The 18,435-nt window shown below is 69.5% G+C and carries 16 protein-coding genes; 10 read left to right on the plus strand and 6 right to left on the minus strand.

Annotated features, from left to right (window positions below):
- Positions 1-16: 16 nt before the first annotated feature.
- Positions 17-1,168, plus strand: a complete 1,152-nt coding sequence (locus tag D892_RS43480) for a hypothetical protein (protein ID WP_156959398.1) — start codon at positions 17-19, stop codon at positions 1,166-1,168.
- 91 nt (positions 1,169-1,259) lie between these two features.
- The gene (locus D892_RS0105620; RefSeq protein ID WP_024800303.1) at positions 1,260-1,898 is read left to right on the plus strand and encodes a carbonic anhydrase; all 639 of its coding nucleotides are present in this window, start codon (positions 1,260-1,262) and stop codon (positions 1,896-1,898) included.
- 96 nt (positions 1,899-1,994) lie between these two features.
- Here the strand turns inward: D892_RS0105620 and D892_RS40505 are convergent, their stop codons facing one another.
- Both D892_RS40505 and D892_RS0105630 read right to left on the minus strand, forming a co-directional pair.
- The gene (locus D892_RS40505) at positions 1,995-2,489 is read right to left on the minus strand and encodes a hypothetical protein (RefSeq protein ID WP_024800304.1); all 495 of its coding nucleotides are present in this window, start codon (positions 2,487-2,489) and stop codon (positions 1,995-1,997) included.
- Between the two features lie 429 nt (positions 2,490-2,918).
- On the minus strand, positions 2,919-3,809 hold the full coding sequence (locus D892_RS0105630) for an NAD(P)H-binding protein (RefSeq protein ID WP_024800305.1): 891 nt from the start codon (positions 3,807-3,809) through the stop codon (positions 2,919-2,921).
- Positions 3,810-3,890: 81 nt separating this feature from the next.
- Here D892_RS0105630 and D892_RS0105635 point away from each other — a divergent pair, with 81 nt between their 5' ends.
- Together D892_RS0105635 and D892_RS0105640 are read left to right on the plus strand one after the other, a co-directional pair.
- Positions 3,891-4,511 (plus strand): TetR/AcrR family transcriptional regulator, encoded by a 621-nt coding sequence (locus D892_RS0105635; protein WP_024800306.1) that lies wholly within the window; start codon positions 3,891-3,893, stop codon positions 4,509-4,511.
- 161 nt (positions 4,512-4,672) lie between these two features.
- A complete protein-coding gene (locus D892_RS0105640; protein WP_024800307.1) occupies positions 4,673-5,695 on the plus strand; it encodes an alpha/beta hydrolase in 1,023 nt (340 codons plus the stop codon).
- A 60-nt stretch (positions 5,696-5,755) separates the two neighbouring features.
- On the opposite strand, the gene D892_RS44420 is transcribed toward D892_RS0105640, so the two are convergent.
- Positions 5,756-8,125, minus strand: coding sequence for an MFS transporter (locus tag D892_RS44420; protein ID WP_024800308.1), 2,370 nt, complete (start codon positions 8,123-8,125; stop codon positions 5,756-5,758).
- 292 nt (positions 8,126-8,417) lie between these two features.
- On the opposite strand from D892_RS44420, the gene D892_RS0105650 reads away from it, so the two are divergent.
- Positions 8,418-9,488, plus strand: coding sequence for a DUF3533 domain-containing protein (locus tag D892_RS0105650; RefSeq protein WP_024800309.1), 1,071 nt, complete (start codon positions 8,418-8,420; stop codon positions 9,486-9,488).
- Positions 9,489-9,676: 188 nt separating this feature from the next.
- Entirely contained in the window at positions 9,677-10,663 is a 987-nt protein-coding gene (locus tag D892_RS0105655) for a PHB depolymerase family esterase (RefSeq protein ID WP_024800310.1), read from the plus strand.
- On the opposite strand, the gene D892_RS0105660 is transcribed toward D892_RS0105655, so the two are convergent.
- Genes D892_RS0105660 through D892_RS0105670 form a run of 3 tightly spaced genes read right to left on the minus strand, consistent with a single transcriptional unit; the run spans position 10,621 to position 14,056 of the window.
- Complete coding sequence (locus D892_RS0105660; protein ID WP_024800311.1) at positions 10,621-11,595, minus strand: carbohydrate kinase; 975 nt, start codon at positions 11,593-11,595, stop codon at positions 10,621-10,623. The two genes, D892_RS0105655 and D892_RS0105660, sit on opposite strands and share 43 nt — an antisense overlap.
- Positions 11,592-13,055 carry a mannitol dehydrogenase family protein gene (locus tag D892_RS0105665; RefSeq protein ID WP_024800312.1) on the minus strand — a complete coding sequence of 488 codons (1,464 nt, stop codon included), beginning with the start codon at positions 13,053-13,055 and terminating at the stop codon, positions 11,592-11,594. The genes D892_RS0105660 and D892_RS0105665 overlap by 4 nt, the downstream gene beginning before the upstream one ends.
- The gene (locus D892_RS0105670; RefSeq protein ID WP_024800313.1) at positions 13,046-14,056 is read right to left on the minus strand and encodes an NAD(P)-dependent alcohol dehydrogenase; all 1,011 of its coding nucleotides are present in this window, start codon (positions 14,054-14,056) and stop codon (positions 13,046-13,048) included. The genes D892_RS0105665 and D892_RS0105670 overlap by 10 nt, the downstream gene beginning before the upstream one ends.
- Positions 14,057-14,193: 137 nt before the next feature.
- Between D892_RS0105670 and D892_RS0105675 the strand changes: the two genes are divergently transcribed.
- The 4 genes from D892_RS0105675 to D892_RS0105690 are packed head-to-tail and all read left to right on the plus strand — an operon-like array spanning position 14,194 to position 18,410.
- Positions 14,194-15,207, plus strand: coding sequence for a sugar-binding transcriptional regulator (locus D892_RS0105675; protein WP_024800314.1), 1,014 nt, complete (start codon positions 14,194-14,196; stop codon positions 15,205-15,207).
- Between the two features lie 13 nt (positions 15,208-15,220).
- Positions 15,221-16,570, plus strand: a complete 1,350-nt coding sequence (locus D892_RS0105680) for a sugar ABC transporter substrate-binding protein (RefSeq protein ID WP_024800315.1) — start codon at positions 15,221-15,223, stop codon at positions 16,568-16,570.
- A complete protein-coding gene (locus tag D892_RS0105685) occupies positions 16,567-17,526 on the plus strand; it encodes a carbohydrate ABC transporter permease (protein ID WP_024800316.1) in 960 nt (319 codons plus the stop codon). The genes D892_RS0105680 and D892_RS0105685 overlap by 4 nt, the downstream gene beginning before the upstream one ends.
- Positions 17,526-18,410 (plus strand): carbohydrate ABC transporter permease, encoded by an 885-nt coding sequence (locus D892_RS0105690; protein WP_024800317.1) that lies wholly within the window; start codon positions 17,526-17,528, stop codon positions 18,408-18,410. The genes D892_RS0105685 and D892_RS0105690 overlap by 1 nt, the downstream gene beginning before the upstream one ends.
- Positions 18,411-18,435: the final 25 nt, after the last annotated feature.

Below are 18,435 nucleotides of genomic sequence, written 5' to 3' on the forward strand. Positions count from 1 at the left end.
CGTGACCAGGTCGGCCGTGCTCGCCGCCATGGGCGAATTCGATGACCTGGGGCGGTCTGCGTTCCTGTCCAAGTACGGGTTCGGGCCGGCGCGCGCATACTTCGTCGATGTCGAGGGGCGTACATACGACTCGAAAGCCATTACCGGCGCCGCCCACGGCCATCTGCCGGGCTCTGCTCCACTGCGGTCACAGGACTTCACCGGTGGCGAAGAGACCGTTGCAAGTCACCTGCGATCGCTCGGATTCGATGTCCCGGGCCCGAGCCGCGAGGGGGAACACTCGGATGCGGCCAGGCCGATCAGCAGACGGCCGCCCGACTGGGCATGGCCCGAACTGGTTCTTGCCGGCGAGTTGACGAGGCTCAACAACTGGCACGAACTGGACGTCACGGACTCTCGCGTGGTCGAGTTGTCTGCGCTGCTGAGGGATTTGCCGATACACCCGGAGTCGGTGCGGGGTGCGGACTTCCGCAGCCCTGGCTCAGTTCGCAGGAAGATGGCGAATCTGGCGCATTGCCATCCGGATTCGACGCGCAAGCCGAGCAATCACGGCACTCTCGACCGCGAGGTCGTAGCCGCATTTCTCGATCGACCGGAGCAGATGAGCATGCTCGCCGATCGGATCCGGCAGGATCGGGGGTTTGCACCGCCGACCGAGGGACGAGAGTCGGCGAGCCCGGCATCCACGCAGGACTCCACCGCGTCGGCGGTAGGCGACGGCTTCGCACAGTTCAAGCCCAAGAGCGATACTGCGTACGTTGCCGCAATCAAGGCTCACACCCAGATCAAGAATCGCCACCATGAGCGGCTCGTCCGCGAGTACGGTCTGGCCGCTCGCGACTGCGGACTGACCCCGGCGACCAACGTCCACCCACGTGACCTGACGTTGACCCGGGGCAGCCGGCATTGGCTCGTAGAGGCGAAGATCATCCGAGGCGGCAATGCGACCGACGCCGTACGTGCCGTTGTCGGGCAGCTCTACCAGTACCGGCACTTCCTCTACAAGCCTGGCGACGCGGTCGACCTTGTGGCGGTGTTCAACGAGCCGATCGGTGACGCATACGTCGGCTTCCTGGAGCAGCTCGGAATCTGCGCGATCTGGCGTGAGCTCGACCGCTGGCGCGGATCCCCGTCGGCGCTCCGAGACGAGCTCTATCCCACGGAATAGGGTCCGGGCATCTCAGGCGGACGGGCCCGGATGCGGCGCCATTCGTCACATCGAGCAGCGCGACGGTATGGATTCATGGTAAATCGGACATATGCCTCGTACCAATCCGATCAGTTCTTGGAAATCTCTTCGCGACGGTAACGACCGGTTCGTCGACGGAGTGCTGCAGCATCCCGGGCAGGGGGCCGACGATCGGGCCCGGCTCGTGAACGGGCAGCAGCCGTCGGCGATTCTGTTCGGGTGCGGAGATTCGCGGGTGGCCGCCGAGATCATCTTCGATCGGGGGCTCGGGGACATGTTCGTGGTGCGTACCGCCGGTCATGTCGTCGACTCCTCGGTGCTGGGGTCCATCGAGTACGGGGTCGAGGTGCTGGGGGTGCCGCTGATCGTGGTGCTCGGCCACGACTCCTGCGGTGCGGTGCGGGCGACCATCGACGCCCTCGACGGTGGCGATGTGCCCGGTGGGTTCATCCGCAGCGTCGTGGAGCGGGTTACGCCGTCGATCCTGATGGGCCGGCGCGACGGGCTCACCACCGTGGACGAGTTGGAGGCCCGCCACGTCGTGGAGACCAGCAGGCTGCTCGTGCAGCGCTCGCCGATCATCGCCGAGCGCGTGGCCTCCGGAGAATGCGCGATCGCCGGTGTCACCTACAAGCTGGCCGACGGCCGGGCGCAGTTGCGCGGCGTGGTCGGCGATATCGGCGAGACGGCCACCGCGATCGAGGCCTGACCGCCCGACCCGAGGCAGTCGGCACGACTCGTCCGCGAGGCACCGGAAGCCCGCGCAGTTCGCGGCGAGTCGACTCATCCGGTTGTTCGGGAGCCCTTACGGCACAACGATTTCGGTTGCGGCCGGAATGTTCGGCTTATCGGTGCGCAGGGTGAGCTGGACCCGGCCGGGGCCGGTCTCGGCGAGCACGATCGCCGGGGTGAAACGCTGCCCGGCCGGGACGAAGCGGCGCACGCTGCCGGCCTGCCCGGTGTCGAGGTTGTGCCAGTCGACGATCGCCGTCACGTCGCAGGCCAGCAGTTGCGGCCCCCACTCGCCCACCGGCGAAAAGCCCTGCGCGATACGCAGAACGACCGAATGCGCGGCGCCGGGAGCCTCGGAGTATTCGTAGAGCGGACCGTCGAAGGCGGTGCCGCCGGTCGACAGCAGGCCGGCGCAGATACCGTTTCCGAGCGTCGCCACCGGGCTGAGCGTGAAGTCGGCCTTGGCACACGTCCGCGGGCCGACGTTCGACCAGCCGAGCTGGCACGGCTCCCCGGCGTCGGCCGTGGCGGGCGCGGCAGCGGCCGCGCCCAGCAATGTCCATTTCATCGGCGTACTCCCTCACCTCATCCCGTCTCGCGGCCGAGTCGCTCACGAGTACCGCGATGCTAACGGTGCGGGTGGCCGGAGACCGGTGTACTCGCCGACATCACCTCGCGTCCGCCACGACCCCCTGGTGTCCGCGCCTCGGACGGGACGGCCCGGCTACGCGGCGCGGGCGCCCACGGACGCCGACCGGTGCGCACCGTGTCCGCGCCGAAATCGCAAGCGGGACCGGGCCGTGACGACGTGTACCGCGCCAACCAGGCGAGGATGCTCTCCGGCCCCTCGGCCGGGACGAACCCACCGGACAGCCGCAGGCCGTCCTCGGCCGGGAACGTGACGTCCTCGAAGGTCGGACCGCACTCGGCCGGGTGTGCACGATCGGCGAGCGCTGCGAGGTCACGTAGCGCCCGACGATCCGGCCGAGGTCGACGCTCATGCGGCCGCCCTCGGCGCGAGGACGTCGGCGCACCACTGCCGGAACGTCGTGGGTGTGTCGATCGCGTGCTGCGGGGTGCGGGTGACACCGAGGTCGAGACCGTTGTTCTTCGCGGTCATCATCTCGAGCATCCCGTCCGCCATCGCGGCGGAGACACCGCGGCCGACGAGTTGCTCGCGCAGCGCCGCACCGGAAATCTGCTGGTATTTCACCGGGATGCCGAGGACGTCGGAGAGAATCGCGGCCATCTCGTTCGGTGCGAGGTCCTCCGGGCCCAGCAGCGGCACCTCGGCCTGGCCGGTCCAGGTGTCGTCGAGCAGCAGGCGGGCGGCGACGGTGGCGATATCGCGCGTGGCCACGGTGGGCAGGCGCAGGTCCGGCGCGACGACATCGGCGAACACGCCGTTCTCCTTGATCGAGTTCGCCTGGCGCGCAACGTTGTCCATGAACGACGGGTTCGCCAGCGCACGAAAGGCGACGCCGGTGCTCGCGATGAGGTCGTCCATCTTCAGCGAGCCGGTGACATATCCGGCCCGCTGCTCGCGGGCGGTGCCGCGGCCCAGAGCGGAGACAGCGACGACACGGCGCACCTCGTGCGTGCGCAGCGCCTCGATCGCGGGGCGGGTGAAGTCGAGATACGAGTCGTCGACGCCGGCGGCGGCGAGATCGTTGGGCAGCAACCAGAACACCGAGTCGGCGCCGGCGAAGGCTCGCGCGAGCACGTCCGGGTCGCCGTGCGAACCTGGTACGACCTCGGCCCGTTCGCGCACGCCGGCGGGTAGCCGGGACGGGTCGCGCGCGATGACGCGAACCGGCCGGTCGCCGGCGAGCACGAGGTCGAGGACGCGGTGACCGATATTTCCGGTGGGAGCGGTGATGACGAGCATGGGATGCCTTCCTGAAGGAGCCTCCGGCCATCCGGAGAAAGTAAACTCAACCGTACCGTTTACTTTTGGAAGTGTAAACGGATGACGCGAGACACGCAGCGCCGCGGCGAGGAACTGCGCACGCACATCCTGTTCGTCGCCAAGAGCGTCTTCCTGGAGGCGGGCTTCGAGCGCGCGTCGATGGACACCGTCGCCACCCGGGCCGGGACCTCGAAGCGCTCGCTGTACGCGCACTTCGAGAGCAAGGACAAGCTGTTCCTCGCCGTCCTCGACCTGGTTCGCGAGCTCTACCTGGGCAAGCTGATGACGCCCGCGGCCTATGCCGACGAACCGGCCGAGGCGGTGACGCGGTTCTGCGGACGGTTCCAGCAGCTGATCCTGTGGGAGCCGCAGGTGCGCACGTGCCGGCTCAGCATCTCCGTGGCCGAACGGCTGCCGGGCAGCGCACACGCCTACTTCGACGCCGTGTTCGCCGCCACGCACGAGCGCCTGCGCGATTACCTGGCGCAGAACTACGAACTCGACGCGGCGTCCGTCGCCGAGGACCTGCTCGCCCGGACCACGCTCCCCCGGCTGTACCGGACCCTGCTGGCCGTGGCCGAGCCGCTCACCGAGGAGCCGGACGAGAAGGCGCTGGCCGGGCACGTCGACCTGGATGCGATCCGCCGCGTCGTCACGGCGACACTGCCGGATCGGCGTTGAGACCCTGCCGGATCGGCGTTGAGACGCTGCCGGATCGGCGTTGAGACGCTGCCGGATCGGCATTGACAGGCCGCGACCGACGGCGAATAGTGGCAATCGGCTAGCAAATCCAACCGAGACCACTCCTGTACGCATCCGTGTGAGACCGGAAGGAGTTCGTCATGCCTCAGCTACCCGATCCTCCCCAGCCGGTGCTGGAACCCGAAGCACGGCAGCTCGCCGACGACACCGCGCCGCATCCGCGGATCTACGAGGTGCCGCCGGCGCAGGGCCGGGACATCCTGGCCGGGCTGCAGACCGGCGAGGGGGTCGACAAACCGCCCGTCGACGAGCAGTGGGTGACGGTCCCGGGCGGGCCGACCGGCTCGGTACGAACGCGGATCGTCCGGCCCGAAGGGCTGCGGGGGAAGCTGCCGGTCATCCTCTACATCCACGGCGCCGGTTGGGTTTTCGGCGACGAGAACACCCACGACCGGCTGGTGCGCGAGCTGGCGGACGGGGCGCAGGCCGCGGTGGTCTTCCCGGTGTACGACCGGTCGCCGGAGGCGAAGTACCCCACCGCGATCGAGCAGAACTGGGCCGTGGGTCAGTGGGTCGTCGAGCACGGCGCCGACCACGACCTGGACGGCGCGCGGATGGCGGTCTGCGGAGATTCCGTGGGCGGCAACATGTCCGCGGTGTTCGCGCTGATGGCCGCGGACCGCGGCGGCGTGCCGCTGTCCGCGCAGGTACTGCTGTACCCCGTGACGGACGCGAACTTCGATACCGCGTCGTATCTGCAGTTCGCCGACGGCTACTACCTGACTCGCGATGGCATGCAATGGTTCTGGGATCAGTACACGACCGATCCCGCGCAGCGCGACGAGATCTACGCGTCGCCGCTGCGGGCCGGCCTCGACGAATTACGTGGCCTGCCACCCACTCTGGTGATCACCGACGAGGCCGACGTCCTGCGCGACGAGGGCGAGGCCTATGCCGCGAAGCTGCGCCAGGCCGGTGTCGATGTCACCGCGGTGCGCATGCTCGGCATGGTGCACGACTTCCTGATGCTGGACAGTCTGCGGCACTGCCGCGCCACCAACGTGGCGCGGAACCTGGCGATCGAGGCGCTGGCCGATGCGCTGCACGGCAGCAACGCCCGCGCCACGATACCGCACTGGTTCCGCACGCCGGCACAGGTGTAGGCCGCCGAAACGCACCGAAACCCTTGACGCTACAGCGATATTCGCACCGGCCCGGCCGGGTCAGTAACTCAGCCGCACATCGTGGGTGATCTCGTCGCCGGTCACCGTGACGTTGGCGGTGACCGGTGGGTAGCCGCGCGTGACGACGGTGTAGCGGCCCTCCGGAAGGTCCGAGACCTGGTAGCGGCCGTCGGCGTCGGTGCGGGCCGAGGCGATCAGGCCGCCGTCGGCGTCGAGCACCGTGACCTGAGCGTCCGGGACCACGCGCCCGTCGGCCTGTGCCGACCCGGCCAGCACCGCGGTCGCCTCGGCCTCGAGGTCGATGTCGAAGCGCAAGGCGCCGCTCTCGGGCACGGTCAGCGTGGCCGCGTGCGGGCGCATGCGCTCGGCGACCGCGACCAGCGTGTAGGAGCCCGGTGCCACGGCGCCGCAGGCGTAACGGCCGTCGTCGGTGGTGATCGCGGTGCCGACGACCTCGCCGTCCGGATCGGTGAGCGTGACGGTCGCCTCCCCGAGCGGCCCGGCGCCGTCGGCGCGGCGCACGACGCCCGACACCTCACCGGAGGCCGGCATGGTGAGGTTCAGCCGCTGCGGGTCGGCGTGGACGGTGACCGGTTGTGCCACCGGCCGGTGCGCGCCCGCCGACGCGATCAGCACATAGCTACCCGGCGCCGGCGCATCGATGCCGTAGTCGCCTTCCGAGCCGCTGAGCGAGCGCGAAACCTGGTGTCCGCGTTGGTCTATCAGGGTCAGCGCGGCGCCCGCGACCGGTCGGCCGTGCTCGCCGAGAATATGTCCGGCGATGGCCCGGCCCGCACCGGATTCGGCCGGGCCGGATTCAACGACACCGGATTCGCCCGAGCCGTTCGGCGGTCCGGAGTCGGCATGCCTCGACGCGGGCTCCGGGGCGTGCGCCGAGGGGCTCGCACCGGACGCCGCGTGCCGTGCCGGGGCGACGACGGCCGCCGAGACGAGTTCCCGTTCCCCGACATCCGGTTCGAGTATGTCGACGACCGGCTCCACCGCACCGGGCGGCCGGGACCTGCCGCGCAACCGGGGAATCGACGCGGCCGCGACGACACCCAGCACGGAGACGCCCGCGAGGAACCAGAACACCTTGGAATATCCGGAGGCGGCCGGGATTCCGGGCACGGTGCCGGCGCTCGAGGTCAGCAGGACGCCCGAGACGGCACTGCCGATCGCGCCGCCGACGGTGCGCACGTTGGCGTTCATACCGGTGGCCGCGCCGGTTTGCACGGGCGGGACGGAGGCCACGATGATGGCCGGCATCGACGAGAACACCAGGCCGATACCGATTCCCAGCACGGTGGCCGACAGGTAGATCTGCCAGCTGGCGTCGTGACCGAGGGCCAGCACCATGAAGGCCGCGACGGTGATGATGCTGCCGCCCAGCACGATCGGCCGAGCGCCGAACCGCGCTTCCAGACCTCCGATCGAGAGGCCGATCACGAACATCGCCGCCGCCATCGGCAACATGTACAGCCCGGACTGGGTGACGCTCGCGCTCAGGCCGTAGCCCGCAACGGCTTTCGGCGTCTGCAGCAGCTGCGGCAGGAACGTCATGATCGCGTACATTCCGATGCCCGCCAGCACGGCCACCAGATTCGTCGTCCACACCGCCCGGATCCGCATCGTGCGCATATCGATCAGCGGGGTGGCCGACTTCGTCTCGACGACGATCCACACGATCAGGCAGACCACCGCCGCCGCGAACAGGCCGAGCGTCACCGCCGACGTCCAGCCCCAGTCCGTCCCCTTGCTGACGGCCAGCAGCAGCGCGACGAGCCAGGCCGACAGCAACAGCGCCGCGGCCCAGTTGATCCGGCCCTCGCTGCGCACCGGCGACGGCGGCACCAGCACGATCGCCGCCACGGTGGCGAACGCGGTCATGATCATCGGCGCCCAGAACAGCCAGTGATGGCCCAGATGGTCGACGATCGGCCCGGCCAGCACCAGCCCGATTCCCGAGCCGACCGCGATCAGCGACGAGGCGATACCCACCGCGCCGGGCACCTTCCGCGCCGGGAACTCATCGCGAATGATGCCGAACGCCAACGGGATCACGCCGCCGCCGAGCCCCTGGATCACACGCGCGACGATCATCACGCTGATCGAGTCGGTGAGCGCGGCGATCAGCGAGCCGATGCTGAGCGCGGCGAGCGTGACCACGAGCATCCGCTCCTTGCCGACCTTGTCCCCGATGCGACCGAGGATCGGCGTGGCGACCGACGCGGACAGCAGGTATCCGGTCATCAGCCAGGTCGCGGTGTTCTGGGTGGTGTGCAGCGCCGGAATCAGCAACGACAGCACCGGCACCACCATGGACTGCAGCAACGCGTACGCGGCGATGCCCAGCAGCAGCACCGCGAAGACGACGTTGTAGTGCGGCCGGGATTTCACACGCGCCATGGGGGCACTAGCTCCTGTTCACGAGTCGAAACGGAGTCATTCTCCGGTTGACCAACGTAACAGGAACGGAGCCCCGACTCCGCATCAGCGCCCTATGACCTCGGTCTCAGCGATAGCCATCGGCCATGCGGTGATCACTTCCGCTATTCACCGCAAAATTTGCGGCGAATAGGGTCGGCAACCCCGACGAACTGGCAGAACAGTCCGGGTCGGAGCACGCCTGGATGACACCTCTCCACAGCCCCCGGTGCGGTTTGCTACATAGATCAATTTTCGCCCCTAGGGTGGCTGTATGTCCGAGAGCGAGACCGAATCGGCAGTTCAAGAGGACGAAGAGACCGATAGCGGTGATGTTGCCGCTTGGCGGCGGGGGTGGGAGCGGTTTCGGCGGTCGCCGTTTCTGCCGGCGACCGTGCTGGTGTTCATTCTGGCGGCGGCCGCGGGGTTGTTCGCGGGGTCGTATACCTACACGCTGGCCAATCCGACTCCGCATCACATTCCGGTTGCCGTGGTGGGGGGCGATAATGCGCGGACCGAGGCCGCGTTTCTGGCGGGGATGGATCGGGCGCTGGACGGGTCGCTGCAGGTGACACGGTACGACGGTGCGGCCGCGGCGCAGGCGGCCGTGGAGGCGCAGCAGGCGTTCGCGATCGTGGACGCGAGCCGGGCCGACGCGGTGACGGTCGATGTCTCGGGGGCCTCGGGATCATCGGTATCCCAGGTGATTTCGTCCGCGGCGACGCAGGTGGGGCGGCAGGCGCAGGTGGCCGTGACGGTCACCGACATCAATCCGCTGCAGCCCGGCGATCCGCGCGGACTGGCCATCTTCTACATCACGCTGGCGGCGGTGATCATCGGATTCGTCGGGGCCATCCAGCTGAGTGTGCATGCGCGGGCGCTCGATCCGCTGGAGCGGATCGCCTACACCGTCGCCTATGCGGTGCTGGGCGGATTCGTGATCGCGGCGGTCGTCGACTGGTGGCTGGGCGCGCTGGACCTGCCGTTCCTGGAGTCGTGGTTCATCCTGACGCTGACGATGTTCGCCTCCGGGTTGATCTTCACGATGTTCAACACGCTGTTCGGACGGTGGGCGATGCTCCCGACCTGGGGGCTGATGGTGCTGCTGGGCAATCCGTCCTCGGGTGGCGCGGTGTCCTGGCCGCTGCTGCCGTCGGTGCTGGGCAGCATCGGCCGGTGGCTGCCGAACGGGGCCTCCGTCAATGCCCAGCACACCGCCGTCTACTTCGGCGGACATCAGCATCTGTTCCCGTTTCTCGTGCTCGCCGCGTGGGCACTGGTGTCGGGGACGGTGTTCTGGATCTGGCGGGACCGGCATCCGGGCGGGCGGGACGCCGGCACGTAACCACCCGCACCTCCATGCCTTTCGTCACCTCACCTGCGAGCGCACGACCTGATCGGCGAGACCGGCCCGGCACGGACACGGGCCGTGTAAACATCCCTCTCATGAGTAAGAGTTCTACTTTCCTGCCCCTGCGGTCATGCGCCCGCAGTCGGCGCGGCGCCCGAAGATCGGCGTCGACGGTTACCGCGATGGTCGTTGCCGCGATGACCGCCGCCGCGCTGCTCACGGCCGGGAGCACCACCGCCCGGGCCGGCGAACCGGCCACGATCGCTCCGGCGGCATCGCCGGGGTGCGCCGGACCGGCCGCCGTTCCCGGCACCTCCCGGCAGCAGTTCGCCGCGGCCGGCAAGTCCGGCAGTTACGCCCAGGACGTGCCCGCCGCGGATGCCCCGCTACCGCTGGTTCTGGACCTGCACGGTTACCTCGAGCCCGCCGAGGTGCAACGGGCCATGAGCGGTGTGGCGCAGTTCGGCATCGAGCACGGCTTCGCCACGGTCACCCCGCAGATCGACGAGCCCGGTTTGCCGCGGTGGGATTTCGCGGAGAACAGCGGGGACATCACCTACCTGTCGGACCTGATCACACACGTCGAGTCGGCGCTGTGCGTCGACCAGCGGCGCATCTATGTCACCGGCCTGTCCATGGGCGCGTTCACCACCTCGTCGCTGGCGTGCCGGCTCGCCGACCGGATCGCGGCGGTGGCTCCGGTGGCCGGGCTGCGGGACTTCTCCTGGTGCGAGCCCGCCCGGGCAATACCGGTCGTCGCGTTCCACGGCACCGCCGACCCGATCGTCGCCTACACCGGCGGCGCGGGCCCGAACGCGCGGTTCCTGCCGTCGCCGGACGGCTCGGGCTCGGCAGGCGGGCGGGACAGGCCCGGCGGCGTCGACGGTCCCGGCGAGGCGAGTATCCCGGACAACGCGGCCGCATGGGCGCGCCGCAACGGCTGCGAGCCGGAACCGGTCCGGTTGCAGGTCGCGGCCGATGTCACGCTGTCGAGCTATGCGTGTCCGGAGCACGCCGACGTCGAGTTCTACTCGGTGGTCGGCGGTGGCCACACCTGGCCGGGCGCGGTGTCGAGCATCTCCCCCGAGCCGCTGGTCGGCACGACCACGGGCTCGATCAGCGCCAATCAGATCATGTGGGACTTCTTCCGGGCCCACCCGCTCACCTGAGCATCGCGGGTAGCCCGGTCCGGTAGATCGGCACCGGGACGCGACACCGTCAACGCCGAGGACAGCGCAGCGAGTTCCAGTGCGGCGCGCAAGGTTTCGGTGTCGATATCGCGCAACGCGTCCCGGTTGGCGGCCCCCAGCAGGCCGCCGCCCCACAGCGCGTCGATCAGGCCGGTGGTGAAGGCATCGCCCGCGCCGACGGTGTCGACGACCGCGGCCGGGTGCGCGGGGATGCGCACGGCACCGGCCCGGCAGACCGCGTAGGCGCCATGCGCGCCGAGCGTGACCACGACGATCGCGGGGCCTCGCGACAACCACTGCGCGGCAATCTCTTCCGGTGGACTCCCGGGCTCGAGCCAGCGCAGGTCCTCGTCGCTGGCCTTCACGATGTCGGCGCGGGCGACCAGCGAGTCGATCCGCGTTCGGGCCGTGGGGATGTCGTCGATCAGTTGAGGGCGCAGGTTCGGGTCGAAGGTCACGGTGGATTCGGGCGCGTACCGGTCGACCGCGGCCGAGACGTCGTCGCAGCCCGGATCCAGCACGGCCGCAATGGATCCGGTGTGCACCACCAGCGGCGGGGCGACTTCGGCCGGGAGCGGGCGCCAGACGATATCGAAACCGTAGGTCGCCGAGCCGTGTTCGTCGAGTTCGGCACGCGCGGTGGCCGTTCGCGGGGCCGATACGCTGCCGTCGGCCAGCGTGACACCGGACGTGTCCAGGTATTCCGTGATGCGCCGGCCGTGCGCGTCGTTTCCGATGGAGGTCAGGAATTCGACGGGCCGGCCGAGCCGCGCCAACCCGACGGCCACGTTCAGCGGGCTCCCCCCGACGTGCTCGCCGGTGATCCGTCCGTCGCGCACCACGATATCGATCAGGGCCTCCCCGACGACCAGCGCCGCACCGGGCGGTCGGGAGCCGCCTGCCGCCGTCATTCGGCCTTCACCAGAGATTTCAGTGTCGCGCGGGCACCGTCGCGGTGCAGCGACCGCAGCGTGGTCACATATGCCTCGACGAATCGCGGGTCGTCCACGAGATCTCCGAATACGGCGCGATTCTCGACGAACGCCGTCGGGTTGTCGCGTTGCGTGCGGGCGAGCGGGGTCAGCGTCTCGGCGAGCCGGTCGACCACCTCGATCGGGTCGCCGTTCTCGTCGACGCCCTCGGCGTAGCGCGCCCAGGCGGCGACGGTGGCCACCGCCAGGCGCACCGGACGCCCCGCGGCGAGATTGTCGCGGATCACCGGCAGCAGCCATTTCGGGATGCGGTCGGACGATTCCGCGCACAGCCGCGCCACGGTATCGCGGACGTGCGCGTTGCCGAATCGCTCCAGCAGCGCCCCCCGGAACTCGGCCAGGCCCGGAATCGCGGGCACCGTCGGCATGGCCTCGGAATCCAGGTACCGGTCCAGATATTCGGCGATCAGCGGATCCTGCGCCGCCTCGTGAACGAGCCGATAGCCCGCGAGACAGGCGAAGTAGCACAGGCATTGGTGCCCGGCGTTGAGCAAGCGGAGCTTCATGAACTCGTACGGCGTGACATCGTCGACCAGCCGCACGCCCGCCTCCTCGAGCGGGGGGCGGCCGTCGACGAAATCGTCCTCGAGCACCCAGGCCGCGAACGGTTCGGCGACCACGGGCCACTCGTCGCGCAGCCCGGTCTCGGCCGCGCAGTGCTCGACCACCTCCGGCGTGGTGACCGGCGTGATCCGATCCACCATCGAGCTGGGGAAGCGCGCGTTCGCCGTGATCCAGTGCGCCAGGGCGGGTTCCAGCATCTCCGCGTAGGTGGTGAAGGCGCGGCGGGCGACCCGGCCGTTGCCCTCGATGTTGTCGCACGACACGATCGTCGGCGCCGCGACGCCGCGGTCGCGGCGGCGGGCCAGCGCCGCCGTCACCAGGCCGAAGACCGTGGCGGGCGGATGGCCGCCCGCGAGGTCGCGGCGGATCGCCGGTGCGTCGCGGTCGAATTCGCCGTCGTCGTCGCGCAGGTTGTAGCCGCCCTCGGTGATCGTCAGCGAGATGATCCGGATCGCGGGGTCGGCGAGCCGTTCGATGACGGCCTCGGGATCGTCGGGCGCATACAGGAAGTCGACGAGGGAGCCGATCACCCGGGGCTCCCGCGCCCCGTCGGGGTGCGCCAGGGTCAGCGTGTAGAGGCAGTCCTGCGCCGCCAGGACGTCGCGCATCCGGCGGTCGGCGGGCGTGACGCCGATACCGCAGATCCCCCAGTCGGACGCCCGGCCCAGCGACATCAGCCGGTCCAGATACATGGCCTGATGGGCGCGGTGGAAACCGCCGACGCCGATGTGCGCGATGCCCGCGCGAATCCCGTCCCGATCGTAATCGGGGCCGGGAATCGGCAGATGGGACAGGGCATTCCGGTTCAGTCGCACGTGTTCGCCACCTCCACGATCGTCTTGAGATTGCCGGGACGCCGGTCCGATTCCAGCGCCTCGGTGGTGCGTTCCAGCGGGTAGCGGGCGGTCACCATCGCATCCAGGTCGACGCGGCCGCCGGCCGTCAGCGCGATCGCCGCCGGCCACGTGCCGGCGTACCGGAACACACCGGTGAGCACGAGTTCACGCTGTTGGATCCGTTGTACCGGAAGCGACATGGCCGGTGCTCCGGCGCCGACCAGCACAACCCGGCCGGCCGGGCGCACCGCGGCGACGCCCGCGGTGACCGCGGCCTGCGATCCGGAGGCGTCCACGAACGCGTCGACGTGCGGTTCCGCCGGCCCGGCGGCCGGATCGACGGCGGCTGTCGCGCCGAACTGCAGGGCGGCCTCGCGCCGCCGCGAGTCCGGGTCGCTGACAATGATTTCGGTGGCGCCGTAGGCCCGGGCGACCTGCGCCACCAGGACGCCGATCGGCCCGGCGCCGGCCACCAGGATTCGCGAGCCGCCCTCGACGCCGGCCTTGCGGACCGCCGCGATACCCACCGACAGCGGCTCACACAGCGCCGCCGCCTCGTCGGAGATGGTGTCGGGCACCGGATGCGCGAACGCGGCGCCGATCGTGACGAATTCGCACAGGGCCCCGTCGACCGGGGGCGTGGCGTAGAACCGCATGTGCGGACACAGGTTGTAGCGCCCCGCGCGGGTCTCGGCGCTGTCCGGGTCGGGGCGCTGCGGCTCGATCGAAACCCGTTGCCCGATGCGCCCTTCGGGCACCTTCTCCCCCACCGCGACGATCACGCCGCCGGCCTCGTGGCCGAGGATCAGCGGCGCCTCGACCACGAACTCGCCGATCCGCCCCTCCCGGTAGTAGTGCGCGTCCGAGCCGCAGACGCCGACGGCGTGCACCCGGATCAACACCTCGCCCGGCGCCGGCCGGGGAACGGGCCGCTCCCGCAGGTCGATTCGGCCCGGCTCGGTCAGGACGGCCGCCCGCATCCGCGAAGGTGTTGTCTGCATCACATTCCGCATGCTAGCGTGATGAGCAGATCGACGCACCCCTGAGCATTTGCTCACCCCCCGACTGTGCTCGTATTCGGCGGGGCGTCGCACGGGAAGACATCGGAGTGGTTGTCATGGCCGGATCGGCGCTCAACGGACGAGTGCCCCCCGCAGCGGGTGCGCCCCCGGAGGATCTGCGACTGGCATTGCGCGCGGCCACCCTCTACTACCTCGACGGCTTGACACAGGCGGAAGTGGCCGCGCGCCTGGGCGTTTCGCGTCCCACCGCCGGACGGCTGGTCGCGCGGGCGAAGGCGCGCGGCCTGGTCCGCATCGAGGTCGCGGTGCCCGACGACCAGCGCGACGCGCTGCACGCCGACGAGGAATACGCGCTGGAACGCGCCTTCGGGCTCACCGAGGCCGTGGTCGTCGGCGACAACGTCGATGCCGTCGGCCCGCTCGACGACCACGCGAGCTGGGCGGGCGTGGGCCGGGCGGCCGCCCGACTGCTCACCCGGCGGCTCACCGAATCCGATCGGCTCGGATTCACCTGGGGCCCCGAGACGGTCGCGGTGGCGCGCGCGCTGCCCACCGGCGCGGCCGCCTGCCGCGCGATCGTGCAGCTCGACGGCGCGATGACCACGGGCGACTACCAGTCCGGCAGCGAGTACGTGCTGGGCCGCTGCGCCGAACAACTCCAGGCCGAACCGATCCGGCTGCCCGCGCCGCTGTACGCCGACGCGGCGACGGTGTCCTCGCTGCGCTCCGATTCGATGTTCTCGGTCGCCCTGGAGGCGGGCCGGACGGCGGCGGCGATGATGTTCGGCGTCGGCCCGGTGTCCACCTCGACCACGCTGTTCGAGGGCAGCTACCTGGACACCGCGATGCTCGACACGCTGACGCGGCAGGGCGCGGTCGGCGAAATCGGCGGCCGGTTCTTCGCCGCCGACGGCACGATCCTGGCCACCGAGATGAGCGACCGCACGGTGTCGGTGGCGCTCGAGGACATCCGCGCCTGCCCGAAGTCCCTCCTGGTGACCGGCGGCGCCGCCAAGCACGAGGCGGCGCTGGGCGCCCTGCGCGGCGGCTTCGCCCGCCTGCTGATCTGCGATATCGACTGTGCGCGTTGGCTTCTCGAGCAGCAATGAGATGAGGTAAAGCATGCAGCCCCGACTACTGGCCCGCACCGCCGCGGCCGTCGGCTCGGCATTGTGCCTGGCCCTGTCCGGATGCGCCGGCGCCGGCTCGCTCGGCGCCTCGAACAACACCGTCACGATCGCGATGGTCTCCAACTCCCAGATGACCGACGCGCAGCAGCTGGCGAAGCAGTTCGAGGCGGCTAATCCGGATATCGACCTGCGGTTCATCACGCTGTCGGAGAATCAGGCGCGCGCCAAGATCACCGCGTCCACGGCGATGGGCGGCGGCGAGTTCGATGTCGCGATGATCAGCAACTACGAGACCAGGCAGTGGGCCGAGAACGGTTGGCTGGTCAACCTTTCCGACTATGCGCGCAAGACACCCGACTACGACGAGAACGATTTCGTCCCGTCGCTGCGGGAGTCGCTGTCCTACAACGGCGATATGTACTCGGTGCCGTTCTATGGCGAGTCGTCGTTCCTGATGTACCGCAAGGACCTGTTCGAGCAGGCCGGCATCACGTTGTCCCCCAAGCCCACCTGGCCGGAGGTCGCCGACGCCGCGGCCAAGCTGGACCGGCCCGATCTGGCGGGAATCTGCCTGCGCGGCAAGCCCGGCTGGGGCGAGCTGCTGGCCCCGCTGGACACGGTGATCAACACCTTCGGCGGCCGCTGGTTCGACGAACAGTGGCATCCGCAGCTCACCAGCCCGGAAACCGAACGGGCCGTGCAGTTCTACGTGGATCTGGTGCGCTCGCACGGCGAACCGGGGGCGGCGACAGCCGGATTCGGCGAATGCGCGACGCAACTGGCCCAGGGCCGGGTCGCCATGTGGTACGACGCGACGTCGGCGGTCTCGGTGCTGGAGGACCCGGAACAGAGCAAGGTGGTCGGCAAGATCGGGTACGCCCCGGCGCCGATCGCGCAGAAGGACCCCTCCGGCTGGCTGTACACCTGGGCGCTCGGAATCCCGGTCAACAGCAGGCACCACGACGCCGCCTGGCGCTTCATCTCCTGGATGACCGACAAGAAGTACCTGCGCACCGTCGGTGAGCAACTCGGCTGGGAGCGGGTGCCGCCGGGCAGCCGGATGTCCACCTACGACATCCCCGAGTACCGGGAGGCCGCCGCGGCGTTCGGCCCGCTGACGCTCGAGTCCATCGAGGGCGCGAACCCGAACAAGCCCACCGTGCAACCGGTTCCGTACACCGGCGTGCAGTTCCTCGCGATTCCGGAGTTCCAGGACCTCGGCACCCGGGTCAGCCAGCAGATCAGCGCGGCGATCGCCGGACAGAAGCCGGTCACCGACGCGCTGGCCCAGTCGCAGGAGTACGCCGAGGCGGTCGGCAAGACATACCGGGAGAAGCAATGACTACCTTTGCCGCCGACTCGGCCACCGTCGCCGAGCGGGTGCGCCGAATCCAGGAAGCCAAGGACGCCAAGGTATCTCGGGCCGAGGGCTGGCGTCGGCGCGGGCCGCTGCTGCCGGCGCTGATCTTCACGATCGTCGTCACCCAGGTGCCGTTCCTGTTCACGCTGTACTACTCGACGCAGTCGTGGAACCTGGTGCGGCCGGGCTCGCGGAAGTTCGTCGGGCTGCAGAACTACCTGGAGATCGTGCGCGACAGCCAGTTCTGGTCGGTCGCGCTCAACACCGTCGTCATGATCGTCGGGGTGGTGCTGATCTCCGCATTCCTGGGGCTGCTGCTGGCCCTGCTGCTGGACCGGGCGTTCCTCGGGCGCGGCATCGTGCGCACCCTGTTGATCACGCCGTTCCTGGTGACTCCCGTTGCGGGAGCGCTGGTCTGGAAGACCGCGATGCTGGATCCGGTGTTCGGCATCGTCAACTTCGTGCTCACGCCGTTCGGGGCCGGTGACATCGACTGGGTGAGCCGCTTCCCGCTGGCGTCGGTGATGCTCGAAATGGTCTGGCAGTGGACGCCTTTCATGATGCTGCTGATCCTGGCCGGGCTGCAGTCCATGCCGCGCGACATCCTGGAGGCCGGCCGGGTGGACGGCGCGGGCGCGTTTTCGCTGTTCCGCGAGCTCACCCTGCCGCACCTGCGGCGGTTCATCGAACTCGGCGTGGTGCTGGGCGCGGTGTACCTGGTCAACACCTTCGACGCGATCTACATGATGACCCAGGGCGGCCCCGGCATCGCCAGCGCCAACCTGCCCTTCTACATCTACCAGCGCGCCTTCCTCGGCTTCGATATGGGACAGGCGGCCGCGATGGGTGTGGTCGTGGTGGTCGGCACGATCGTCATCGCGACCTTCGCGCTCCGGCTGATCTTCACATCGTTCACGGGTAAGGAGGAGGCCGCCTGATGAGCACGACGATACCGGCGCCGGCGACCACGGAGCAGTCCGCCGACCGGAAACCGGCCACGCGCCGAATGCGCAAGCGCCGCACCATGAACCCTTGGGGTGTGGTCGCCTGGATCGTGGGCATCGGGTTCTTCTTCCCGGTGCTGTGGATGGTGCTGACCGCCTTCAAGCAGGAGGCCGACGCGTACACCGATCCGCCGAAGCTGATCTTCTCCCCGACCCTGGACCAGTTCCGGGCGGTCTTCGATCAGGGCGTCGGCACCGGATTGGCCAATTCCGCGTTCGCGACGGTGATCTCGACGCTGCTGGTGCTGGTGCTCGGCATCCCGGCGGCCTTCGCGCTGTCGCTGCGGCCCGTGCGGGGCACCCGCGACGCCATGTTCTTCTTCCTCAGCACCAAGATGCTGCCGGTGGTCGCGGCGATCCTGCCGCTGTACGTGATCGTGTCGGAAGTCGGTCTGCTGGACAACATCTGGGCGCTGATCATCCTCTACACGGCGATGAACCTGCCGATCGCGGTGTGGATGATGCGCTCGTTCTTCCTCGAGGTTCCCGGCGAGATCCTGGAGGCCGCGAGCCTCGACGGGGCGAGCCTGTGGCGCTCGGTGCGCGAGGTGGTGCTGCCGCTGGTCTCGCCCGGAATCGCGGCGACGGCGCTGATCTGCGTGATCTTCGCGTGGAACGAATTCTTCTTCGCGGTGAATCTGACCGCGGTGCAGGCGCAGACGATGCCGGTGTTCCTGGTCGGCTTCATCGCCGGTGAGGGACTGTACTGGGCCAAGTTGTCGGCGGCCGCCACCATGGCCGCGCTGCCGGTGGTGCTGGCCGGGTGGCTGGCGCAGAACAAGCTGGTGCGCGGGCTGTCGTTCGGCGCCATCAAATAGGGCTATCGGACTTACGAAAGGGATC

Origin of the sequence: Nocardia sp. BMG51109 (genome assembly GCF_000526215.1) — a bacterium.
Taxonomy (GTDB): Bacteria; Actinomycetota; Actinomycetes; order Mycobacteriales; family Mycobacteriaceae; genus Nocardia.